20 protein-coding genes and 1 pseudogene are annotated in these 21,542 nt (G+C 64.3%); 9 read left to right on the top strand and 12 right to left on the bottom strand.

The window, feature by feature from the left end:
- Positions 1-13: 13 nt before the first annotated feature.
- Positions 14-1,257, top strand: a pseudogene (locus tag AB4M76_RS02710) (glycosyltransferase family 4 protein).
- Positions 1,258-1,291: 34 nt separating this feature from the next.
- Here the strand turns inward: AB4M76_RS02710 and AB4M76_RS02705 are convergent.
- Positions 1,292-2,401 carry a polysaccharide biosynthesis/export family protein gene (locus AB4M76_RS02705; protein ID WP_368440263.1) on the bottom strand — a complete coding sequence of 370 codons (1,110 nt, stop codon included), beginning with the start codon at positions 2,399-2,401 and terminating at the stop codon, positions 1,292-1,294.
- Positions 2,402-2,550: 149 nt separating this feature from the next.
- Between AB4M76_RS02705 and AB4M76_RS02700 the strand changes: the two genes are divergently transcribed.
- The 7 genes from AB4M76_RS02700 (at position 2,551) to AB4M76_RS02670 (ending at position 10,724) form a co-directional block, all read left to right on the top strand.
- Positions 2,551-3,423, top strand: coding sequence for an NAD-dependent epimerase/dehydratase family protein (locus AB4M76_RS02700; RefSeq protein ID WP_368440262.1), 873 nt, complete (start codon positions 2,551-2,553; stop codon positions 3,421-3,423).
- A 10-nt stretch (positions 3,424-3,433) separates the two neighbouring features.
- Positions 3,434-4,045 (top strand): sugar transferase, encoded by a 612-nt coding sequence (locus AB4M76_RS02695; RefSeq protein WP_368440261.1) that lies wholly within the window; start codon positions 3,434-3,436, stop codon positions 4,043-4,045.
- 257 nt (positions 4,046-4,302) lie between these two features.
- Positions 4,303-6,183 carry a polysaccharide biosynthesis protein gene (locus AB4M76_RS02690; protein ID WP_368440260.1) on the top strand — a complete coding sequence of 627 codons (1,881 nt, stop codon included), beginning with the start codon at positions 4,303-4,305 and terminating at the stop codon, positions 6,181-6,183.
- A gap of 129 nt (positions 6,184-6,312) precedes the next feature.
- Positions 6,313-8,490: a YjbH domain-containing protein gene (locus AB4M76_RS02685; protein ID WP_368440259.1), complete on the top strand. Its 2,178-nt coding sequence runs from the start codon at positions 6,313-6,315 to the stop codon at positions 8,488-8,490.
- Positions 8,487-9,185 (top strand): YjbF family lipoprotein, encoded by a 699-nt coding sequence (locus tag AB4M76_RS02680; protein ID WP_368440258.1) that lies wholly within the window; start codon positions 8,487-8,489, stop codon positions 9,183-9,185. The genes AB4M76_RS02685 and AB4M76_RS02680 overlap by 4 nt, the downstream gene beginning before the upstream one ends.
- Positions 9,186-9,265: 80 nt before the next feature.
- Entirely contained in the window at positions 9,266-10,120 is an 855-nt protein-coding gene (locus tag AB4M76_RS02675; protein ID WP_368440257.1) for an SDR family oxidoreductase, read from the top strand.
- Positions 10,121-10,133: 13 nt separating this feature from the next.
- A complete protein-coding gene (locus tag AB4M76_RS02670) occupies positions 10,134-10,724 on the top strand; it encodes an exopolysaccharide biosynthesis protein (RefSeq protein WP_368440256.1) in 591 nt (196 codons plus the stop codon).
- Positions 10,725-10,737: 13 nt separating this feature from the next.
- On the opposite strand, the gene dxs is transcribed toward AB4M76_RS02670, so the two are convergent.
- From dxs to AB4M76_RS02645, 5 genes are all read right to left on the bottom strand, one after another.
- Positions 10,738-12,666: a 1-deoxy-D-xylulose-5-phosphate synthase gene (gene dxs / locus AB4M76_RS02665; RefSeq protein WP_368440255.1), complete on the bottom strand. Its 1,929-nt coding sequence runs from the start codon at positions 12,664-12,666 to the stop codon at positions 10,738-10,740.
- A 41-nt stretch (positions 12,667-12,707) separates the two neighbouring features.
- Positions 12,708-13,589: a polyprenyl synthetase family protein gene (locus AB4M76_RS02660; protein ID WP_368440254.1), complete on the bottom strand. Its 882-nt coding sequence runs from the start codon at positions 13,587-13,589 to the stop codon at positions 12,708-12,710.
- 8 nt (positions 13,590-13,597) lie between these two features.
- Entirely contained in the window at positions 13,598-13,840 is a 243-nt protein-coding gene (locus AB4M76_RS02655) for an exodeoxyribonuclease VII small subunit (RefSeq protein ID WP_368440253.1), read from the bottom strand.
- 97 nt (positions 13,841-13,937) lie between these two features.
- On the bottom strand, positions 13,938-14,639 hold the full coding sequence (locus tag AB4M76_RS02650; RefSeq protein ID WP_368440252.1) for a response regulator: 702 nt from the start codon (positions 14,637-14,639) through the stop codon (positions 13,938-13,940).
- Positions 14,636-15,148, bottom strand: coding sequence for a MarR family winged helix-turn-helix transcriptional regulator (locus tag AB4M76_RS02645; RefSeq protein WP_368440251.1), 513 nt, complete (start codon positions 15,146-15,148; stop codon positions 14,636-14,638). The genes AB4M76_RS02650 and AB4M76_RS02645 overlap by 4 nt, the downstream gene beginning before the upstream one ends.
- A 181-nt stretch (positions 15,149-15,329) precedes the next feature.
- Here AB4M76_RS02645 and AB4M76_RS02640 point away from each other — a divergent pair, with 181 nt between their 5' ends.
- Positions 15,330-16,199: a branched-chain amino acid aminotransferase gene (locus tag AB4M76_RS02640; RefSeq protein ID WP_368440250.1), complete on the top strand. Its 870-nt coding sequence runs from the start codon at positions 15,330-15,332 to the stop codon at positions 16,197-16,199.
- On the opposite strand, the gene AB4M76_RS02635 is transcribed toward AB4M76_RS02640, so the two are convergent.
- Genes AB4M76_RS02635 through AB4M76_RS02610 form a run of 6 tightly spaced genes read right to left on the bottom strand, consistent with a single transcriptional unit; the run spans position 16,196 to position 21,493 of the window.
- Positions 16,196-16,963, bottom strand: coding sequence for a LamB/YcsF family protein (locus AB4M76_RS02635; protein ID WP_368440249.1), 768 nt, complete (start codon positions 16,961-16,963; stop codon positions 16,196-16,198). The genes AB4M76_RS02640 and AB4M76_RS02635 overlap by 4 nt on opposite strands.
- On the bottom strand, positions 16,960-17,988 hold the full coding sequence (locus AB4M76_RS02630) for a biotin-dependent carboxyltransferase family protein (protein WP_368440248.1): 1,029 nt from the start codon (positions 17,986-17,988) through the stop codon (positions 16,960-16,962). The genes AB4M76_RS02635 and AB4M76_RS02630 overlap by 4 nt, the downstream gene beginning before the upstream one ends.
- The gene (locus AB4M76_RS02625; RefSeq protein ID WP_368440247.1) at positions 17,985-18,713 is read right to left on the bottom strand and encodes an allophanate hydrolase subunit 1; all 729 of its coding nucleotides are present in this window, start codon (positions 18,711-18,713) and stop codon (positions 17,985-17,987) included. Before AB4M76_RS02625 ends, AB4M76_RS02630 begins: the two co-directional genes overlap by 4 nt.
- Positions 18,706-19,641 (bottom strand): hypothetical protein, encoded by a 936-nt coding sequence (locus tag AB4M76_RS02620; protein ID WP_368440246.1) that lies wholly within the window; start codon positions 19,639-19,641, stop codon positions 18,706-18,708. The genes AB4M76_RS02625 and AB4M76_RS02620 overlap by 8 nt, the downstream gene beginning before the upstream one ends.
- Before the next feature lie 6 nt (positions 19,642-19,647).
- Positions 19,648-20,964, bottom strand: a complete 1,317-nt coding sequence (locus AB4M76_RS02615) for a TRAP transporter large permease (RefSeq protein WP_368440245.1) — start codon at positions 20,962-20,964, stop codon at positions 19,648-19,650.
- Between the two features lie 4 nt (positions 20,965-20,968).
- A complete protein-coding gene (locus AB4M76_RS02610; RefSeq protein WP_368440244.1) occupies positions 20,969-21,493 on the bottom strand; it encodes a TRAP transporter small permease in 525 nt (174 codons plus the stop codon).
- Positions 21,494-21,542: the final 49 nt, after the last annotated feature.

Genomic DNA, 21,542 nt, shown 5'->3' with positions numbered 1-21,542 from the left:
CAGGGCGCGGCGGATGAATTTTCTCTTTGTACATCAGAACATGCCGGGCCAATACCGCGAGCTGATCGAATGGCTGGCGCAGGCGGGGGGCACCGCATCTATTTTCTCACCCAACGCCGGGACGCGCCCAGAATGCCCGGCATAGAGACCCGCATCTACCGGCCGCATCACACGCCCGAAGCCAAGGCCTATGGTCTGTCCAAAATCTGGGAGGAAGCCGCAGGCAACGGCTTCGGCGCGGTCAACGCGGCGCGTGAGATTGAAGTAAAGGAGGGCTTTCGCCCCGATATCATCATCGGCCATGTCGGTTGGGGCGAGTTGAGCTTTTTCAAACAGCTTTGGCCGGATGTGCCGATCATCGGCTATTTCGAGTATTACTATAACATGACCGGCGGCACGGTGGGCTTTGATCCCGAAGACCCGCCCTCGGCCCATGCCCCCTATCTGAACCACGCGCGCAATATCGTGCCTCTGGCGAATATCGAGACGGTGGATCTGGGCCAATGTCCGACCGTCTGGCAGCGCGACCGCTTTCCGCAGAGCTTTCATCACAAGCTATACGTCACCCATGACGGGATCCGCACGGATCGGCTGCGGCCTGACCCAAAGGTAAGTTTGGGGCTGGGCCGTCTGGCCAAGCCACTGACCCGAGAGGATGAGGTGATCACCTATATCGCCCGCAATCTTGAGAAGACCCGCGGCTTTCACATCATGATGCGGGCCTTGCCGCGCATTCTGCGCGAGCGGCCAAATGCGCGGGTGGTGATCGTGGGCGGCAATGACGTGTCCTATGGCGGCAAGAGCAAACACCCCGGCGGCCTGCGCGGTGAAATGGCCGCCGAGGTCGGGCATGAGGTGGATTGGGACCGGGTGCATTTCATCGGCAAAGTGCCCTATCCGGACTTTCAGAAATTGGTCCAGCTGAGCCGCTGTCACATCTATCTCACGATGCCCTTTGTGCTGTCCTGGTCTCTGCTGGAGGCGATGTCGATGGGGGCCACGATTGTCGCCGCCGATGTGGCACCGGTGCGCGAGGCGATTGCCCATGGTGAGACCGGGATGCTGGTGGATTTCTTCGACCCTGACGCGCTGGCCGCACAGGTGGTCGATGTGCTGGCCCGCCCGGAGGCCCATGCGCATCTGGGCCCCGCCGCGCGGGCGCATGTGGTGGCGCAGTATGATTTCCTGACCCATTGCCTGCCCGCGCATCTGGCGCAGATCAACGCGCTGGTGCCGGAGGAAAAGCGGATCAGCTAGACCGGCGCGGGGGCTGCGCCGATCTGGCTGGGGGTCAGTTGCTGATATTGCCTGCGGAACGGACCACGCCGAAGACCGAGCCGACAAGACCCAGAATGGTGCGCGTATCGGTCAGCGGGCTTTCCGTGGCGAGCACAAGATCGCCGGACTGGATGTGGAAATTCCGGGCCGAGAAAAGCCCGTCAGAGGTGGTCAGATCAAGCGTAAAGACCACCCGCGTGCGGCGCGGCCCGCGCACCCCCGCGCTGACCGCGCTGGCGGGGTATTCGCGCAGGATCAGAATGCCTTGGGGGTTGGCGCGCGCATCGTTCACACCGCCGATGATGGCCAGCGCATCCAGCGCCGAAACCTCGTCCCGGTTAAAGCGAAACTGCGCTTCCTTCCCGGCGGCCCCGAGCGACAGGAAATAGCGACGGTCTTCTTCGATGATCAGCTTGTCGCCGCCCTGCAACCGGGTATCGAGATGCGGGTTTTCATAAAGCCGGTCGATCGAGGTGGCATAGATATTCTGGCCACGCACCAGTTTGACCTGCGGGTTCAGAAGCGCGTTTTGCACCCCGCCCCCGGCTGAGATCGCGGCGAGAACCGAAAAATTATTGTTTGGCATCAGCACGCTGCCGGGCGCGTTCACCCCGCCGACAAGGTCGATTGCATTGCCCCGGCCTTCGGTCATCGCCAATTGCACCTGGGCCGAGGGCACGACGGCTTCAAGCTGGCGTTGCAGCAGCAGCCGCGCCGATTCAGGGGTGCGCCCGGCGACGCGGATCTTGCCGACATAGGGGACAAAGATCGTGCCGCTTTCCGAAACCCGGATGCCCGCCAGATTGGCGACCCGTTCGGCCGCCGAGGTCAGCAGGGAGTTTTCGCCACTGTCCCAGACCTGCACATCCAAACGGTCACCGGGGCGGATGACCTGGGCGTTCGAGCCCCGGCTGGCGCCGATCCAGCCATGTCGGCGCGGGCCGGTCCGGGGCCATTGCGCGACGCTGGGCAAAAAGGCGCGGGTGACGGGATAGACGGCAATGTCACTGCCCGGTTCAGTCGCGTCCTGAGTGACTTCTTTTTCAATCGCAGCCCCGCGCGGCAAAGCGCTACAGGCCGCCAAGGTCACCGCCAACAGGGCCGAGAGGAAAAGCTTGCTCATATGCTTCATGTAACGCGTGACCGCTTTCTTGTGTTTTTCCGGTGAACCGGATCGGCAGCATCTGTATGCAGGAAGGCACCGGCGGTGGTAAAGGATGATGTGAACCCCCCCCCCAGAGTTCGTTATGCAGCAGGATAGAGAACAAGCACATGGCGTCAATGATTTCAAAGGACATGCAAGCCGCGGGCGGCGTCCTGTTGCTGGGGGCCACCGGGCGGCTGGGGGGGATGCTGCGCCGTCACTGGCCGCAGCCGGGGGATTTGCGATGCCAGAGCCGTCGCGCGGTGGCGGGGTTCACGCGGTTTGACCTGCCGGCGCCGGGGCAAGCTCCTTCCGCCGAGGCGCTTGAGGCGGCCAAGGGCGCGCGCGCGATCCTGTGCCTTTCCGGTGTCACCCCCGCCGCTGCCGCCCGCAGCGGCCAGCCGCTCAGCGACAACACGACCCTTGCGCTGGCGGCTTTGGATCTGGCGCAGGCCGCCGGGGTGCCGCGGGTCTTTATCGCCTCTTCCGCGGCAGTCTATGGGGCCGGCAGCGGTGCGCTGTCGGAAAGGCAGACCGTCGCGCCCGCGTCAGACTATGGCCGCGCCAAACTGGCGATGGAACAGGCGGTTGCCGCCCGAACTACAGAGGGCGTGACCCTTCTGCGGATCGGCAATGTGGCGGGGGCCGATGCGATCCTCGGCGGTTGGCGGCCCGGCATGGAACTGGACCGGTTCCCGGAGGGGCGGACGCCACGGCGCAGCTATATCGGGCCGGTCACCCTGGCGCGTGTTCTGCACCAGCTTTGCGCCCGCACGGCTTTGCCCCCGGTGCTGAACCTTGCGGCCCCCGGTGTGGTCGAGATGGGCGCGTTGCTGGATGCCGCCGGGTTGGCATGGCAGCCGCGCCCGGCGGGGCCGGGCAGTATCGCCGCGGTGGAACTGGACACGAATGCGCTTGAACGCCTTGTGTCTTTTGCGCCAGAAAACAGCACCCCCGCCGGGTTGGTCGGCGAGTGGCAGCGGGACAGTCAACATCCATGAGCCTTTCTGAATGACGTGGCGCAAACGCCTTTTCGATCTGTTTTTCGCCAGTCTCTTGGTGATCATCCTCGGCCCCATCCTGCTGGGCCTGCTGGTCTGGCTGTTGTTCAAGGAGGGGCGTCCGCTGTTTCATGTGGCGGAACGTATGAAAACACCTGAGCAGAGCTTTAACCTGTGGAAACTGCGCACCATGACGGTTGTCGAGGGCGATCAGGGCGTATCGGGTGGCGACAAACGCAGCCGGATCACCGCCACGGGCGCCTGGCTGCGCGCGCGGCGGCTGGATGAGTTTCCACAACTGTGGAACATCCTGCGCGGCGATCTGAGCTTTGTCGGCCCGCGCCCGCCGCTGCGCGAATATGTCGAGCGGTTCCCCGAGCTCTATGGCCAGGTGCTGAAATCCCGACCGGGGGTGACCGGGCTCGCCACCATCCGGTTTCACAAACACGAAGACCGGCTGCTGTCCCGCTGTCAGACGCCCGAAGAAACCGATGAGGTCTATTGCCGGGTCTGCGTGCCACGCAAAGCGCGGCTGGACCTGATCTACCAGCGGCATCAAAGCACCTGCTACGACTTTGATCTGGTGTTTCAAACCATCGGCAATCTGTTCCGACGCCGGTAATCTTGCGGCGGTCTCTGCGCAACAGGCGCCGCCCTCTGAACGTGTATCCCGCCCAAGTAGTGGTTTTTCTGGACAGATCATGGCATCGTGCCGCTTGTGAGGAAAAAAGTTAAGGATTCGAGCGGTGCATTTCGCTAAAGCCCTTGCTTGTGATTCCGGCGATGCGGCAGCACGCTGTCGCCTCGTGCGGGCGCGTTTGGCGGCGTTTGGTCATTTTCGGCGTCACAGATCGTATGACAGATAGCAGGGAATAGCGGATGTTGAGCTTCGTCCAGTCGCTGACCAAACAGCAAAAGCGCATCATTATGCTGAGTTTCGACTCGCTGTTGATCGTCTTTGCGGTGATCGCGGCGCTGGCGTTGCGCGGGCTGCCCGCGGGTCTGGCTGAATCCCTGTTCAGCTATCTGTCGGTCCTGCCCTATGTGTTGATCGCCGGGGCGGGCGCGTCGATCTGGCTGGGCGTTTGCAGCATACAGTTGAACGCCTATGAGACCGCCGCCGTGGGGGCGACGGCGTTGTTGAGCATCGTTCTGGCGGCCACGTCCTATCTGACCTCCTGGCTTTTGGGGTTGAACTACCCCTTTGGCCTGCATGTCATGCTGGGGGCGTTTTTCTTTACCTTCGTGGTCATTTCCCGCGCGCTTTTGCTGCAAGTGGTGCTGATGATCTATCGCAAGGGGCCGACGCGGTGCCGGGTGTTGATCTATGGCGCGGGGACCACCGGGACACAGCTGGTGTCGGCCCTCCGGGGCCATGAGCACATCGAGCCGATTGCCTTTGTCGATGATAATGTCGCACTTCAGGGGCTTCGGGTGGCCAAGCTTCCGGTGCACTCGCCGATGCGCGTGGCCGAATTGGTGGCCGAAAAGCAGATCGACCGAGTTCTGCTCGCCGTCCCCTCGCTGAGCGCGCCGAAACAGGCGCAGATCGCCCGGCGGCTGGAGAAGATGCGGCTGGAGGTGCAGACCCTGCCGTCCTTTGCCCAGTTGATCGGCGAGGAAGCGCTGGTCGACAAGCTTGCCCCGGTGGCGCCGCGGCGTTTTTTGAACCGCGATGAGGTCACACATGCGAATGATCATGGCGCGGCCTATAGCGGCAAAGTGGTCTTCGTGTCCGGCGCGGGCGGGTCGATCGGGTCAGAGATATCCCGTCAGGTGCTTGAGCAGCGCCCGACCAAACTGGTGCTGTTCGAGCTGAGTGAACTGGCGCTTTACAACACCGACATGGAAATGCGGCAACTGGCCGAAGGTTCGGGGATCGAGGTCGTCTCGGTTCTGGGGACGGTAACCGACAGCCGCCAGCTGCGCAAAGTGCTGTCTGAACACAGGGTTAATGTGATCCTCCATGCGGCGGCCTATAAACATGTGCCCTTGGTCGAGGCGAACCCGCTCTCGGGCCTCGTGAACAATGTGCTGGGCACGCAGGCGCTGGCCGAACAGGCCGCGCGGGCGGGGGTGGAGCGCTTTATCCTCATTTCCACCGATAAGGCCGTGCGACCGACCAATATCATGGGCGGCTCCAAACGGCTGGCGGAGCTTGTCCTGCAGGACATGGCGCGCAAATACGGCGGGCCGGAGGGGGTGATCTTCTCCATGGTGCGCTTTGGCAATGTGCTCGGGTCATCCGGCTCTGTGGTGCCCTTGTTCCAAGAGCAGCTTAGCCGGGGCGGTCCCTTGACCGTGACAGATCGCGGCGTCGCGCGCTATTTCATGACCGTGGAAGAGGCCGTGCAACTGGTGTTGCAAGCGGGCGCGCAGGCCGATGGGGGCGAAGTCTTTGTGCTCGATATGGGCAAGCCGGTGCCGATTTTGAAACTGGCCCGGCAGGTGATCGAAACCGCAGGCTATACTGTGCGCGACGAGGAAAACCCCGATGGCGATATCGAAATCGCGATCACCGGGCTGCGTCCGGGCGAGAAGATGACCGAAGAACTGACCCTGAGCGGCACCCTGATCGGCACAAGGCATCCCAAGATTTTCTCCACCCGCGAAAAAGGGTTGAACGAAGTGGAGATCGCGGTGGTCCTGCGTGATCTGCGCGAGGCCATCGTCGCGAATGACGCGGATATGGCCCGGGCGGTCGTCTACCGCTGGGTCGAAGGGTTCGATGCCCCCGAAGCGATCCGCAAAAGCTCCTGACGGCAGCCTCTGTCGCGATATTGCCGCGTTTTCCGGTGCAGGGCGCGCAGGGCCGGCATGAAGATTGATTTCCACCGGCGGTCCGTGCCAAATCGGTGGGGCAAAGGCAGGCAAAGGGCGATAGGGCGCATGGGGACAGAACGAAAAGTGCGGAACTGCGCTTGGTGGTCTGGCAAGGCGGCGCTCTGCGTTGTGCTGCTGGGGGCGGGCCAAGCGGGCGCCGAGAACAGCTATCCGATTTTCGACATGCCAGACCGGCCCTCGCTGAACTTCTATGGCGCCCCGGGTCTGGTCGACATGCCCACCGCCGAAGCCATGCCCGACGGCCAGCTTGCCATTGGCGTGTCACATTTCGGCGGCATGACCCGCACCACGCTGTCCTTTCAGGCCACCCCGCGGCTGTCGGCCAGCTTTCGCTATGTCGGCATTCAAGACTGGAACGCCAACGGGTTTGAGACCTACCGCGACCGCAGTTTCGACCTGCGCTACCTGCTGAAGAAAGAAGACCGGTTCTGGCCTGCCGTTACCGTCGGGCTGCAAGATTTCGCAGGGACCGGGATTTATGCCGGGGAATATGTCGTGGCGACCAAGACCTTCGACAACAGCCCGCTGCCCGGCACGCTGAAGGTAACCGGCGGTCTGGGCTGGGGGCGGCTTGGCAGTTCGAATAGCATCGGCACGCCATTTGGCAGCGATCGTGGCAGCTTTACGGCGGGGGATACCGGGGGCGAGTTGTCTTTCGATCAATGGTTCCGCGGGCCGGTTGCACCCTTTGCCGGCGTTGAATGGCAGGTCAACAACCGCTGGGCGCTCAAGGCGGAATATAGCTCTGATGCCTATGTGGCCGAAGACAGCGGGCGCGATGTGTTTACCCGAAAATCGCAGGTCAACCTCGGCACAGAATATCAGTATTCCGAGGGGCTTCGCTTGGGGGCCTATTACCTGTATGGCTCCGAAGTCGGGGTGAACTTCCAATACCAGTTCCACCCGCGTAACCCGGCAACGTCGCTGACCGTGACCCCAACCTTGCCGTTGAACGTACGCCCCAGCCGCGCGGCAGCCCCGCAGGCATGGGACACTGGCTGGGCGGCCAGCTCGCAAAGCCAGATCAGCTACCGAGATGACTTAAAGTCAGTGTTGAGCGAAAGCGGTTTGGCCCTGGTCGCGTTACAACTGTCACCGGCCAGCGGCGAGTTGCGGCTGCGTAATGACCACTATCAAGCGCCTGCCGTGGCGGTGGGCCGTGCGGCGCGGGCGATGGCACAGGTTTTGCCTGCCTCGGTCGAGACATTCCGCATCGTTCTGGTAGAGGAAAATCTGGCGCAATCCGCGGTGACGGTCCGTCGCTCGGACTTGGAGGCGTTGGAGTTTGACCCGATGGCCGCAGACGCGCTGCTGGCCGTTAGCGGCATCGGTGAAGCTGCGCCGCGCCTGCCCGGCGCGATGACGAATGCCGATATCTATCCGGATTTCGCTTGGGCCATTGGTCCCTATGTTTCGCCGAGCTATTTTGACCCGACAGAGCCTGTGCGTCTCGATTTCGGCGTTGAGGTCGCAGCGAGCTACCGTCCCGCGCCGGGTTGGACCATCGCAGGGAGCCTGCAACATCGGCTTGGGGGCAATGTGGGCGACGACCCCCGGCCCAGCAATTCCAGACTGCCCAAAGTTCGGACCAATGGCAGCCTTTATGCCAACCAAGGCGAAACCGCGTTAAATACCGCCTATGTCAGCAAACGGTGGAAGGCGGGTAATGACCTCTATGCCCGTGTGTCCCTGGGCTATTTCGAGCGGATGTTCGGCGGCCTGTCGACAGAGCTTCTGTGGAAGCCGGTCGACAGCAACCTCGCGCTTGGGGTGGAGGCGAATTACGTCAAACAGCGTGATTTTGACGGCGGGGTCGGGTTTCAGGACTACAGCGTGGCCACGGGCCATGTCTCGGCCTATTACGAGTTCGGCGGCGGCTATCACGGACAATTGGACGTGGGCCGCTATCTTGCGGGGGATGTCGGGGCGACGGTCACGATCTCGCGCGAGTTTGAAAACGGCTGGCGCGTCGGCGGGTTTGCCACCTTCACCGATGTCTCCTCCGAGGAATTTGGCGAAGGCTCCTTTGACAAGGGGATCAATCTGACGGTCCCGATCAACTGGTTCCTGGGCGAGCCGGACAAGCGCAGCGTGTCCGCCACCATCCGCCCGATCCAACGCGACGGCGGCGCGCGTCTGATGGTGCCGGGGCGGCTTTACGAAAGCGTGCGCAGCGGCCACCGCAACGCATTGGAAGATCAATGGTCGAGGGTCTGGGAATGAAGCATCTTGCAACCACTCTTCTCCTGATCGCCAGCCTTGGCCTGACCGCTTGCGCGACCGGCGGGCGGGAGTCGCAGCAAAGCCCGCTGTTGAGCGCGGGGACCGCCTTGGCCAATTCGATCCGCGCCCGGGCCGCCGCTGACGGGGCGCCCAAGGGGCGCATCGAAGTGACCCGCGACATGCTCGACAAGACGCCGGGGCCGGTGTTGCAGGTGGTGCCGGACAACAGCGGCTTGCAGGATTTCCTGCAACTCGTGGGGCGGCGCGATGATCCCACCCCCGGCACGGTCGAGGTCTGGCAGTCGTCGGACGATGCGCAGATCATTCTGCGCGAGGGGGTTTTGGTCGGCACCAAGGGGCTGACGGGCAATATGCGCTCGGCCCAGGCCGGCACCACCATCGCCGGGTTTGACGGGCAGGGCGGCGGCGGTGAGCGGCTCATCACGCTGGCGCGTCTCGATGGCACCGCGCAGACCGTGCCCTTTTCCTGCGATGTGACGCAGTTGGGCCGCGAGGTGATCCAGATCGTTGACCAGCGTATCGCCACCCGCCATCTGCGCGAGGACTGCAGCTTTGGCGCGGAGCGTTTTACCAATGAGTATTGGGTGGAGCCCGCCACCGGCAAGATGCGCCGCTCGCGGCAATGGGTCGGGCCTCATTACGGCTATATGATGATCGACCGGCTCAAGGGCTGACCAGGTTCACGTGAAACAAATGCCCCGATGCATGCCGTTGCGCCCTTGCGGTCGCCGGGGGCGCGGGTCAGTTTGGCGGCATGGAAAAAACGCTTCTTTCGATTGGTCATGGCTATAGCGCGCGTGCCTTGGCGGCGCGGCTGATCCCGCAGGGCTGGCGCATCATCGGCAGCACACGCAGCCCCGACAAGTTGGACGAGATTGCCGCCACCGGTGTGGAACCCCTGCTGTGGCCGGGGTCCGATCTCGGCGCGCTTTTGAAAGAGGTGCCCAATGTGCTGATCTCGGCAGGGCCGGGGCCCGAGGGCGATCCGGTGCTGCTGGCTCTGGCCGATGACATGGCCGAGGCCGCGCCGGGGATGCGCTGGCTGGGCTATCTCTCAACCACCGGTGTCTACGGCGACCACGGCGGTGGTTGGGTGGATGAGACCACGCCGCTGACCCCCTCGACCCGGCGCGGCGCGGCGCGGGTGCAAGCCGAAGCGGCATGGGCCGCGATCCCCGATCTGCCGCTGCATGTCTTTCGCCTTGCCGGCATCTACGGCCCCGGGCGCGGCCCGTTCGAAAAGGTCCGCAGCGGCAAGGCGCGGCGGATCATCAAACCCGGTCAGGTGTTTTCGCGCATCCATGTGGCGGACATCGCGCAGGCGTTGGACCTGTCGCTGGCGCAGCCGCAGCCGGGGGGCATCTATAACCTATGTGACGACGACCCAGCCCCGCCGCAGGATGTCATCGCCCATGCCGCCGAGTTGCTGGGCCTGCCGCTGCCGCCTGAGGAAGATTTCGCCAGCGCCGAGATGTCGCCCATGGCGCGCAGTTTCTATGCCGAAAGCAAGCGGGTGCGGAACGATCACGCCAAGGCGGCGTTGGGCTGGCAGCCGATCTACCCTGACTATCGCTCTGGTCTTGCCGCGCTTCTGGCGACCGGTGGTTAAAGCCGAGGCCCGCATGCGCCGCGATGAACACACATTGCATTTTCTGCTCGATAGTATGGACCGCGCCGCGCAGCGCGAGACGGTGTCGGTGCAGGATATCCTGCATGAGATCGGCGACCGTTCCATCACGCCGCTGATCCTGATCGTGGCCTTGTTGCTGGTCTCGCCCCTGTCGGGCATTCCGGGTGTTTCGACCCTGGCCGCCTTGACGATCATCATCCTCGCCGTGCAGGCGGTGCGGGGAAAGCGCAGCCTGTGGCTGCCGAGTTTCCTGTTGCGGCGCGAGATCCCGGGCAAGCGCCTGAGCGGTTGCGTGGGCTACCTGCGCGGCCCCTGCGCCTTTGTCGACCGCCAGTGCCGCCCGAGGCTGCAATATCTGACCACCGGCCCGATGCGGTTTCTCACGCTGTTGATGGTCGCGGTGATCCCCATCGGCTGGCCCTTTATGGAAGTGCTGCCAATGATGTCGTCGATCGGCGCCTTGACCGTGGCGCTGCTGGTGTTCGGCCTCTTCACCCGCGACGGGTTGTTTGTCTTGCTGGGCTATCTTTGCGTGGCGGTCACGTTGAGCGCGGGGTTCTGGCTGCTGCTCAGCACCCGCTGACGCCGCGCATCTTTCAGGCGCGTTGCGCGTCGAGGTTTGAGACGCCCAGCACCTCCAGCACTTTGGCGGTGATCTGTTCGGCATTCATACCCGCCACCGCATACATATCCGCCGGGCTGGCCTGATCGATAAAGATATCGGGCAGCACCATGGAGCGGAACTTCAGCCCTTTGTCAAAGACCGCTTCATCGGCCAGCAGCTGCGCCACATGGCTGCCAAAACCGCCGATCGCCCCTTCTTCGATGGTGATCAGCGCGTCGTGGTCTGCGGCCAGTTTCAGGATCATCTCGCGGTCCAGCGGTTTGGCGAAACGCGCGTCGGCGATGCTGGGGGTGATGCCCTTGCTGCTGAGGGCCTCGGCGGCCTTTTCGACCTCTTCCAGCCGGGTGCCAAAGGACAGCAGCGCGACTTTGCTGCCTTTCCGGATCATCCGGCCCTTGCCGATTTCGAGCGGCCTGCCGCGTTCCGGCATTTCGACCCCGCGGCCTTCGCCGCGCGGATAGCGAAAGGCGATGGGGCCCTCGTCATGGGCGGCGGCGGTGGCAACCATATGGCGCAGTTCCGCCTCATCGGCGGCGGCCATGACCACGAAGCCGGGCAGATTGGCGAGGAAGGCCACGTCGAAAGCGCCCGCATGGGTCGGCCCGTCGGCGCCCACGAGCCCCGCGCGGTCGATGGCGAAACGCACCGGCAGGCGCTGGATCGCCACGTCATGCACGACCTGATCGTAGCCGCGTTGCAGGAAGGTCGAATACATCGCGCAGAAAGGTTTCATCCCCGCCGCGGCGAGCCCGGCGCAGAAGGTCACGCCATGTTGCTCGGCAATGCCCACGTCGAAACAGCGGCTCGGGTAGCGTTCGGCAAAAAGGTCGAGCCCGGTGCCATCGGGCATGGCGGCGGTCACGGCGCAAATCTTGTCGTCCTCGGCGGCCTCGGCCAGCAGGCTGTCGGCGAAAACGCGGGTGTAGCTCGGCGCGTTGGAGGGCGATTTTTTCTGCTCGCCGGTCACCACGTTGAACTTGGCCGTGGCATGGCCGCGGTCGCGCGCGGCCTCGGCGGGGCCATAGCCTTTGCCCTTCTGCGTCTGAATGTGGATCAGGATCGGCCCGGTGGCGCGTTGTTGCACGGTGCGCAGCACCGGCAGCAGTTGGTCCATGTCATGCCCGTTGATCGGGCCGAGGTAGGAGAAGCCGAGGTTCTCGAAGAGCGTGCCGCCCACGGCCATGCCCTTGAGCATGTCCTTGGCCCGTTTCGCCCCCTCGCGGAAGGGCTCCGGCAGCAGGCTCACCGCGCCTTTGGCGGCGGCTTTGAAATCCTGAAACGGCGCTTCGGCATAAAGGCGGCTAAGGTAGCTCGACATGGCGCCCACCGGCGGGGCGATGGACATCTCGTTGTCGTTGAGGATCACGATCAGGCGTTTTTTCAGATCGCCCGCGTTGTTGAGCGCCTCATAGGCCATGCCCGCAGACATCGCGCCATCGCCGATCACGGCGATTGCGTCGCCAAGCCCTTCGGGGATCACGCCGCCCAGATCGCGGCCCACGGCAAAGCCGAGCGCCGCCGAGATCGAGGTCGAACTATGCGCCGCGCCAAAGGGATCATACGGCGACTCGCTGCGTTTGGTGAAGCCCGAGAGCCCGTCCTTCATCCGCAGGCTGCGGATGCGGTCGCGGCGTTCGGTGAGGATTTTATGCGGGTAGCATTGGTGGCTCACGTCCCAGATGATCTTGTCGCGCGGGGTGTCGAAAACCGCATGCAGCGCCACGGTCAGTTCCACCACCCCAAGCCCTGCGCCGAGGTGACCGCCGGTTTCCGACACGGCTGAAATCGTCTCGGTCCGCAGCTCTCGGGCAACCTGTGTCAGCTCGGCATCGGACAGGCGTTTCAGGTCCGCCGGGCGGGCGATCTGATCGAGCAGGGGGGTGGCGGTTTTGTCACTCATCGGGGCCTCTCTGATGCCGGTGCGGCGCATCTGCCGCGCGGCTAGCTGTCGCGGGCAATAACGAAGGCAGCCGCCGCTCGCAAGCTTTGCGCCTCTTGTCCATAGTCAGATAGGGCGTCGCAGGCCATGTCCACCAATTCGGCCGCGCGGGTTTTCGCGCCCTCCAGTCCAAGGTGCGACACGAAGGTGGCTTTGCCGGCGGCGTCGTCTTTGCCCACCGCCTTGCCGACGGTTTCGGCGTCGCCTTCGACATCCAAGATATCATCCGCGATCTGAAAGGCGAGGCCAAGATGTCTGGCATAGGTGCCAAGCGCCGCCGGATCGGCCCCCGCCATGCGCGGCCCGGCCATGGCGGACCATTCGATCAGCGCGCCGGTCTTGCCGGCTTGCAGGGTGGTGATCTCGGCCAGCGACAGGGGGGCAGAGGCGGTTTCAGCGGCGATGTCGAGCGCTTGACCGCCGACCATACCGCCGACGCCTGCGGCCCCGGCAAGGCTGGTGATCAGGTTGAGACGCGCTTCGGCACTGCAGGGCAGATGGCCGATCAGTTCAAACGCCAGGGTCTGCAACGCATCCCCCGCCAGCACGGCGGTGGCCTCATCCCATTTGCGGTGCACCGTGGGCTGGCCCCGGCGCAGGTCGTCGTCGTCCATACAGGGCAGATCGTCATGCACCAGCGAATAGGCATGCAGCGCCTCGATCGCGCCCGCCGCCGGGGCGGCCATGCCGGGGGCGATGCCGTAGAGCCGGGCGGATTCGATCACCAGAAACCCGCGCAGACCCTTGCCGCCGGTGCAGGCATAGCGCATCGCCTCGGCCACCGGGCCGGAGTGGGGGGCAAGGGCGGCTTCAATCTGGGCCTGCGCCAGATCGCGGGCGTGGGTCAGCGCGTCCTGCAGGGAGGGGGAAGTGGGACTTACCATTCGGGCGGTCAAAGCCCTTCGACGGGTTTCAGCCCATTGGGGTTGCCCTCGCCATCCAGCGTGATCGCAGCGACCTTTTCCTCGGCCTCTTTCAGCTTGGCCTCGCAGCGGGCTTTCAGCTTGGCGCCGCGTTCATAGAGCGTGATGCTTTCGTCCAGCGCCACATTGCCGTTTTCAAGCTGGCTCAGGACTTTCTCAAGCTCGGCCATAGCTGTCTCAAAGTTCATTTCTTCAACAGGTGTGTCGGACATTACGGGCCTCATGGATCAGAATTTCGCGGGACAATAGAACGGGTCGCGGCGCATTGCCAGCGGGGGTGGCCGATGAATTTGCGCAAGCGCGGGCGGATCAGTCGGGGGCCAGCATATAGCCCGCGCCCCGCACGGTTTGCAGATATTGCGGCTGTTTGGGATCGACCTCGATCTTGCGGCGCAGCCGGGTGATCTGAACATCCACCGCACGTTCCTGCGCCTGGCCCCGGTCGCGGCCCAGCTCTTCGACCAATTTCGCACGGCTCAGCGCGACACCGGGCTGGGCAGAGAAGATCTTCATCAGCTGCACCTCTGTGGCGGTGAGGCGGACCAGCTCATCGCCCTGCCAAAGCTCGCCGCGCTCCATGTCATAGCGGATCGCACCGAATGACAGCACCTTGGGCGCGGTGTCGGCGGCAGAGGTGTCGGGCATGCGGCGCAGGATCGCATTGATGCGCAGCAGCAGTTCCTTGGGCTCGAAGGGTTTCGGCAGGTAGTCATCCGCCCCGGCCTCCAGCCCTTCGATGCGGTTGTCGGTCTCGCCCTTAGCGGTGAGCAGCAGGATCGGGGTTTGCAGGGTCTCGCGCAGGGCGCGGGTCAGCGCCATCCCGTCTTCGCCGGGCATCATCACGTCGAGCACGATGAGGTCAAACTCCAACCCCGCCAGCACCCGCCGCGCATGGGCGGCGTCGCGGGCGGTGGTCACCAGAAACCCATGCCGCATCAGGAATTTCTTCAACAGGCTGCGGATGCGCTCATCATCGTCGACGACAAGCAGATGGGCGTCGAGTTCGTTCATGGGCCGCTTTCTCTGAGCCGCTCAAAGCTCTCGCGCATTTCGGGGTCCATCATCGCCTCCAATACCGTCCTGAAACCGGCCACGGCCTCTGGCCCGGCGGTGCGAAAGGCCAGCCGCATGCGCGCGCGCTGTGCGTCCGACAGCTTCTGCTCCAGCGCCCGGCCTTCGTCGGTCAGATACAGATGCCGCTCGCGCTTGTCATTGCGGCCCACCCGGCTTTGCACCAGACCATCGGCGATCAAGGTGCGCAAGACGCGGTTGAGCGATTGTTTCGTCACGCCAAGGATGTTGAGCAGGTTGTTCACCGTCGTGCCCGGCGCGCGGTTGATAAAATGGATCGCCCGGTGATGCGCGCGGCCGTAGGCCATATCGGCCAGAATACGGTCGGGGTCGGCGGTAAAGCCGCGATAGGCAAAGAACATCGCCTCGATCCCTTGGCGCAGGTGTTCGTCGGTCAGAAACAGCAGGCTTTCGCCGCTCGGTGGCGCCATCATTCGCCCATCCGCCATATCGTGCCTCATTCTCTGCCGCGGCCTGAGATGGCCGCGTCCCATCAGTTTAAGTCAGCGTTGTTGACATTCCAAGAGTGAAAGGCTATCGAATCGTGAGTTTTGCGCAACTAAATGTCTGGTTCTTGTGGTTCTGGCGCAATTTATGCAAAGATTACGGGTCAATGGGGAGGGTAAAACCATGGCAGGCGGATATGATAACCGGGATGGGCACATCTGGATGGATGGCGGCATGGTCGATTGGCGCGAGGCCAATGTCCATATCCTGACCCATGCGATGCATTACGCGTCCTCGGTGTTCGAAGGCGAGCGGGCCTATAATGGCAAGATCTTCAAAAGCCGCGAGCATTCCGAGCGCCTCAAGCGCTCGGCCGAGATGATCGACTTTGAGATCCCCTATACCATTGACGAGATCGAAGCGGCCAAGGCCGAAGTGCTCGCCGCGTCGGGCCTGCAAGACGCCTATGTGCGCGCGCTGGCCTGGCGCGGTGTGGGCGAGGATATGGGCGTGGCCTCCTCGCGCAACCCGGTGCGGCTGGCGATTGCCGCTTGGGAATGGGGCGCCTACTACGGCGATGCCAAGATGAAGGGCGCCAAGCTCGACATCGCCAAATGGAAGCGCCCGAGCCCGGAGACGATCCCCAGCCATGCCAAGGCCGCCGGTCTTTACATGATCTGCACCATGGCCAAACACGCGGCCGAGGCCAAGGGCTGTTCGGATGCGATGATGTATGACTACCGCGGCTATGTGGCCGAGGCGACGGGGGCCAATATCTTCTTCGTCAAGGATGGCGAAGTGCACACGCCCACGCCCGATTGCTTCCTCAACGGCATCACCCGTCAGACCGTGATCGACATGCTCAAGCAAAAGGGTGTCACCGTGCATGAGCGCCACATCATGCCGGAAGAGCTGGACGGTTTCGAGCAGTGCTGGCTGACCGGCACCGCCGCCGAAGTGACCCCCGTGGGTCAGATCGGCGACTGGACCTTTGAGGTGGGCGCGCTGACGCGTGAGATCGCCACCGACTATGAAAAGCTGGTGCGGTCCTAAAGGCTGCCGCTGAACTTTTGCAAAGTTACGCCGCCGTCCTGCAATCCCTTGCGGACGGCGGTTGCGATTTGAACGGCCTCTGCCGTGTCGCCATGCAGGCAGATCGTGTCGATCCGTGTTGGGATATGTTTGCCGCTCTCGGTGATGATCGCGCCTGCCTTGACCATCTCGACCATCCGCGCGGCGGCGTGATCGGCGTCATGGATCACCGCGCCGGGTTGGCTGCGGTCGACCAGCGTGGCATCGTCATTATAGGCGCGGTCGGCAAAGATTTCCCCGGCCCATTTGCAGCCCAGTGATTTGACCGCCCGCTCCTGCGCCGTGGCGGCCAGCACCATGACGATGAGGTCCGGTGCCACGCTGAGCGCCGCCTCATAGAGGTCGCGCGCCAGTGCCTCATCCTCCGACGCCATATTCGACAGCGCGCCATGCAGTTTCAGATGCCGCACCTCGGCCCCGACACTGCGGGCCATGCCGACACTCGCCGCGACCTGATAGCGGATCTGGTTTTGCAGCGTGGCGCGGGGCACCGACATGCGGTTGCGGCCAAAGCCGGCCAGATCCATGAAGCCGGGATGCGCGCCGATGCCGACGCCGTTTTCCTGCGCCATGCGCATGGTCTTGGCCATCACATCAGGATCGCCCGCATGGCCACCGCAGGCGATATTGGCGGAGGTCAGGATTTTCAGCAGTGCGGCGTCATCGCCCATCGTCCAGGGGCCAAAGCTTTCGCCCATATCGGCGTTGAGATCGACGGATGTCATGTCTTGTCCTTCTCGAATGGGTCGGCCGTGGCCGAAACCACGCCGGAGATCAGTTGATAGGCCAGCAGATCGCGGATGCGCGCGGGGTCGCGCAGCAGCGGCTGGCGCTGTTTGGGCAGGGCGGCGAGGGCGGCGCGGTGGCGGGTCTCGGCGGCGAGCGCCTCGTCGAGGTCGATGAACTCGAACCGCAGCGCCGCCCCCGGCTGGGCCTGCGCCACGATCGGCAGGTCGCAGGGGATCACCGTGCCGATGCGGGGGTAGCCGCCGGTGGTCTGACATTCGCACATCAGCACAAAGGGCGCGCCATCGCCGGTGATCTGGATATCGCCGGGGCTGATGACCTCCGACACGATGGTCAACTGCCCGCCGGTGGCAAAGCCGTCGCCGTCATGGTCCATCCGCGCGCCCATGCGGTTGGCGCGGGGATCGCGGCGAAAGGTGGTCTGGGTGAAGCGGGCGCGGGTCGCGTCATCGAAGGCATCGGTCTGCATGGAGGCCACGATGCGCACGCGCTCCGCGCCAAAGCGGCTGTCGCGGGGCAGGGTCTGGCTGGTCTCGCCGCCCGCGTCCTCCCCCACGGGCAGGCTGTCGCCGCTTTGCAGCTGGTGGCCAATCCCCGCGGCGAGGTGGCTGGAGCGTGAGCCCATCACCGGGGCGACGTCAAAGCCGCCGCCCAGATGCAGATAGCCATAGGCCCCGTCACGCGCGCCGCCGATGGTCAGCGTGGCGCCTGCGGGCAGCAGGTGGCTGGCGTTCCATGCCAGCGGCTCACCGTCCAAGTTGACCTGCATCTGTGCCCCGGTGAGGGCGATGCGGATGTCGGTGTCTGCGGTGAACTGCCCGCCGCTGCCCGCCATTTCCAGCGCGGCGCTGTTTGGGTCTTGGCCCAGCAGGGCCGCCCCTTCGTGCAGCGCGATCGGGTCCGCCGCGCCGCCATGGGTCAGGCCCAAAGCGCGGTAGCCGGGGCGGCCAAGGTCTTGGACCGTCATGGCCGGGCCGGTTTGGAGGATGGTCAGCGCGCTCATGTCAGTGCCTCCCGCTCGGCACCGCCGCTGGGGTCATCGGCGATGCGGTCAAACTCTTGCCGGGTGATCGAGGGGAAGATCAGCTCATCCCCGGGCGACAGCGGAAAGGGCATGTCACTGCCGGGGCGGAAGGTGTGGAATGCGGTCTGGCCGATATGGCGCCAGCCCGTGGGGGAGGCATTGGTGAAGATGATCAACTGCCGGATTGCCACGACCAATGCCCCCGGCGGGACGGATTTGGTCAGCCCCTGCTGGCGCGGGATGTCCCAATGCGGGGGCAGCTCGCCCATATAGGGCTGGCCGGGGGCGAAACCGATGGTGAGCACGCGGACGCGGGCCTGCGACAGCTCGGCAATGGCCGCGTCGGGATCAAGACCCGCCGCCTCTGCCGCTTCCTCAAGCTGCGGGGCAAGGTCGGTGCCATAGACCGTGGGCACATGCCAGAGGCTGCGCCCGGCGGGCAGGGCTTCGGCAAACCAGTCGCGGGTTTCCAGCAGGTCGCGCAGGCGGTCCGTCATCGTGGTGATCGCCTCTTGGCTGACCTCGAACTGCACGAAGGTCGAGACCAGCGAGGTGCTGGTCTCGGTCACCTCGGGCCAATCCTGTTCTTCGACCGCCGCGCGAAAGGCCAGCGCGGCGCGGTTGGCGGGTTCGGACATTTTCTCGGCAAAGGTGATCAACAGGCCAGAGAGACCGACGCTGCGAATGCGGGGCCAGTCAGTCATTGGACAGCATCCTTTCGTAGAGGCGCGGCAGGAGCACCGGGGTCAGATACATCGGCAGTTGCCAGCAGCCGATAAAGATCATCAACGGCCCGAGCGTCTCGGGCGGGAGCGCGACGAGGAACAGCGCGATATTGCGGTTGCCCGCGCCAATCGCCAGCGGTCCGGCGACGGGGTGCAGCGGGCCACGGCGTAGGGTCAACAGCGCGGCGGCTTGCAACAGGTAGCTCAGGGCGAAGGCCAGAAGGGTCCAGCCCGCCACGGCCCAAGGATCGCTGCGCAGGGCAGGGTTGAGCGCGGCCATAAGCCCCACCACGATGACCGAGAAGGCCAGCACCGAGGCCCCGTCCAGCGCTTCGATCTGGCGCGCACTGGGGCGCGGCAGTAAGAAGTGGCGCAGGGCAAAGCCGAGCCCGGTCGCCGCGACGATCACCGCCAGCAGCCTGAGCGCGGCGAGCGCCACATCCGACGCCGCGCCAAGCTGCGGCAGCAGCGCCAGCACCGGCAGCACGGTCAGCGGAAAGGCCGCGGTGCCCAGCACCATCAGCTGCATCATCCGCCCCGCATCGAGCCGCAGCAACAGGGCGAGGTTGACGCTTCCGGTCAGCGCCGGCGCGGCCGAGGCCAATGTCACCGCCAGCGCGGCAGGCGTCTGCCCCAATCCGGCAAGGGTAAAGCCGCCCGCCAACAACAGCGGCAGCGCCGTTTGCAGCGCGAGCACCGACGCCAGCCCCCACCGCAGATCGCGCGCGGCCCCGGTGGCGGCGCGGTGGCCGATCCTGAGCGCCGTGAGCAGCAGGAGCGCCGCCACCATTTCCGGCAACCACGCGGCCAAATGCGCAGCAAGTCCGGGCAGGGACAGCCCCGCCAAAAGCCCCAGTATCAGACAGGCGCGCGCATGGCGTGAGGCCAGCCGCAGGATATACCGCATCTTGGATCACCCCGTGGCCGGACCGCTGCGCAGATTGTCGGGCAGCCATGTGGCGACTTCGGGGAACCAGATCAGCACGAAGACCATAAAGACCATGATCGCGAACATCGGCAGGGCAGCCTTGGTGATATAGCCCATCTCATGGTTGGTCATGCCCTGCAGCACGAAGAGGTTGAAGCCGATGGGCGGGGTGATCTGCGCCATCTCGACCACGACAACCACGAAGATGCCGAACCAGATCAGATCGATCCCCGCCCCGCGCACCATCGGCTCGACCACCGCCATGGTCAGCACGACCGAGGAAATCCCGTCGAGGAACATGCCCAGCACGATGTAGAAGACCAAAAGCGCCATCAGCAGTTCAAACCGCGTAAGCTCCATCGCGGCGATCCCATCGGCCAGCGCGCGGGGCAGGCCGGTGAAACCCATCGAGAGTTTCAGGAAAGCCGCCCCTGCAAGGATCAAGGCGATCATCGCAGAAGTGCGCATTGCGCCCATCAGGCTCTCGCGAAAACTGTGCCAGTTCAGCGAGCCTTGGAACAGCGCCAGCGTCAGCGAGCCGATCACGCCGATGGCGGCGGCTTCGGTCGCGGTGGCAAAGCCGAGGTACATCGAGCCGATCACCACCGAGATCAGTGCAAAGACCGGCAGCAGGAAGCGCGAGTTGCGCAGCTTTTCGGCGAAACCCATGTTGGTCTCGACATCGGGGTTCCAGCCTTTCGACAAGAGGCTGGTCACCGCGACATAGCCCATGAACATCAGCGCCAGCAGCAGGCCGGGCATGACGCCGGCAAAGAAGAGTTTGGTGATGCTTTCGTTGACCGTCACGCCGTAGACGATCAGCGCCAGCGAGGGCGGGATCATCAGCCCCAGTGTGGCGGCGCCAGCGAGCGTGCCGATGATCATCTTCTCAGGATAATTGCGCGCCCGCAGTTCCGGGATCGACATCTTGCCCACGGTGGTCAGCGTCGCGGCGGAGGAGCCGGAGACGGCAGCAAAGACCGTGCAGCCGACGATATTTGTATGCACCAGCCCGCCCGGCAGTTTCGCGAGCCAAGGCGACAGCCCGCGGAACATGTCCTGCGAGAGCCGCGTGCGGTAGAGGATTTCGCCCATCCAGACAAAGAGCGGCAGGGCGGTGAGGGTCCAGCTGGAAGAGCTGGCCCAGATCGTGGTGATCATCGTGTCGCCCACGGGCCGCGTGGTGAAAAGCTCCATCCCGACCCAAGCCACGCCCATCAGCGCGAGCCCGACCCAGACACCGGTGCCAAGGAGGAAGAAGAGGACGATCAGAAACAGGGTAATGGCATAAATCTCGGTCACTGTGTCATTCCCCGAAGCTTTGATCGACAAGATCACGGGTGACGCGGTGGTCGCCCCTGAAGATGAGATGCAAGAGGTTGTCGGTCAGCGCGATGGCCAGAATGCCGCCGCCGATCACCATGACGGACTGTGGAATCCACAAGGCCGTGGCGTCCTGGTCCTGGCTGACCTCGTTGAACTTCCACGACCAATAGACGAACCAATAGGCGTAATAGGTGAAATACCACGCCACCGCCGCCGCCACCGCGAAACACCATGTGTCGAGCAGCCGACGCCCGGCGTCACTCAGCGCATTCACAAGGATCGACACGCGGATATGCGAGCCGCGGTTCAGGGCATTGGCAAAGGCGAGGAAACTGGCCCCGGCCATGGCATAGCCCGCATAGCTGGCCGCCCCCGGAAAGACATTGCCGCTCCAACGGGCGACCATCTGGGCCACGATCAAGGTGAGGATGGCCACGAGACAGAGCGCCGCGAGCGCCCCCGCCCCGGTGTAAAGCCCGTCCAATAGTCTGCGCACTGTCTTCATCCGACCCTCCCTGAATCATGCCCCGGCACGGCTGCGGCGGCCCCCGAAA

Origin of the sequence: Sulfitobacter sp. PS-8MA, assembly GCF_040933935.1 — a bacterium.
In the GTDB taxonomy this organism is placed as follows: Bacteria; Pseudomonadota; Alphaproteobacteria; order Rhodobacterales; family Rhodobacteraceae; genus Sulfitobacter.
This window is presented reverse-complemented; position numbering and strand designations above follow the sequence as displayed.

What these genes read in the sequence shown, in the direction of transcription:
- AB4M76_RS02685 (WP_368440259.1), top strand. Translation starts at nt 6,313, where the DNA reads ATGGGGACAGAACGAAAAGTGCGGAACTGCGCTTGGTGGTCTGGCAAG.
- AB4M76_RS02625 (WP_368440247.1), bottom strand. Translation starts at nt 18,713, where the DNA reads ATGACTGACTGGCCCCGCATTCGCAGCGTCGGTCTCTCTGGCCTGTTG.
- AB4M76_RS02695 (WP_368440261.1), top strand. Translation starts at nt 3,434, where the DNA reads ATGACGTGGCGCAAACGCCTTTTCGATCTGTTTTTCGCCAGTCTCTTG.
- AB4M76_RS02640 (WP_368440250.1), top strand. Translation starts at nt 15,330, where the DNA reads ATGGCAGGCGGATATGATAACCGGGATGGGCACATCTGGATGGATGGC.
- AB4M76_RS02670 (WP_368440256.1), top strand. Translation starts at nt 10,134, where the DNA reads ATGCGCCGCGATGAACACACATTGCATTTTCTGCTCGATAGTATGGAC.
- AB4M76_RS02660 (WP_368440254.1), bottom strand. Translation starts at nt 13,589, where the DNA reads ATGGTAAGTCCCACTTCCCCCTCCCTGCAGGACGCGCTGACCCACGCC.
- AB4M76_RS02705 (WP_368440263.1), bottom strand. Translation starts at nt 2,401, where the DNA reads ATGAGCAAGCTTTTCCTCTCGGCCCTGTTGGCGGTGACCTTGGCGGCC.
- AB4M76_RS02675 (WP_368440257.1), top strand. Translation starts at nt 9,266, where the DNA reads ATGGAAAAAACGCTTCTTTCGATTGGTCATGGCTATAGCGCGCGTGCC.
- AB4M76_RS02610 (WP_368440244.1), bottom strand. Translation starts at nt 21,493, where the DNA reads ATGAAGACAGTGCGCAGACTATTGGACGGGCTTTACACCGGGGCGGGG.
- AB4M76_RS02620 (WP_368440246.1), bottom strand. Translation starts at nt 19,641, where the DNA reads ATGCGGTATATCCTGCGGCTGGCCTCACGCCATGCGCGCGCCTGTCTG.
- AB4M76_RS02655 (WP_368440253.1), bottom strand. Translation starts at nt 13,840, where the DNA reads ATGTCCGACACACCTGTTGAAGAAATGAACTTTGAGACAGCTATGGCC.
- AB4M76_RS02630 (WP_368440248.1), bottom strand. Translation starts at nt 17,988, where the DNA reads ATGAGCGCGCTGACCATCCTCCAAACCGGCCCGGCCATGACGGTCCAA.
- AB4M76_RS02635 (WP_368440249.1), bottom strand. Translation starts at nt 16,963, where the DNA reads ATGACATCCGTCGATCTCAACGCCGATATGGGCGAAAGCTTTGGCCCC.
- AB4M76_RS02680 (WP_368440258.1), top strand. Translation starts at nt 8,487, where the DNA reads ATGAAGCATCTTGCAACCACTCTTCTCCTGATCGCCAGCCTTGGCCTG.
- AB4M76_RS02690 (WP_368440260.1), top strand. Translation starts at nt 4,303, where the DNA reads ATGTTGAGCTTCGTCCAGTCGCTGACCAAACAGCAAAAGCGCATCATT.
- AB4M76_RS02645 (WP_368440251.1), bottom strand. Translation starts at nt 15,148, where the DNA reads ATGGCGGATGGGCGAATGATGGCGCCACCGAGCGGCGAAAGCCTGCTG.
- AB4M76_RS02700 (WP_368440262.1), top strand. Translation starts at nt 2,551, where the DNA reads ATGGCGTCAATGATTTCAAAGGACATGCAAGCCGCGGGCGGCGTCCTG.
- dxs (WP_368440255.1), bottom strand. Translation starts at nt 12,666, where the DNA reads ATGAGTGACAAAACCGCCACCCCCCTGCTCGATCAGATCGCCCGCCCG.
- AB4M76_RS02650 (WP_368440252.1), bottom strand. Translation starts at nt 14,639, where the DNA reads ATGAACGAACTCGACGCCCATCTGCTTGTCGTCGACGATGATGAGCGC.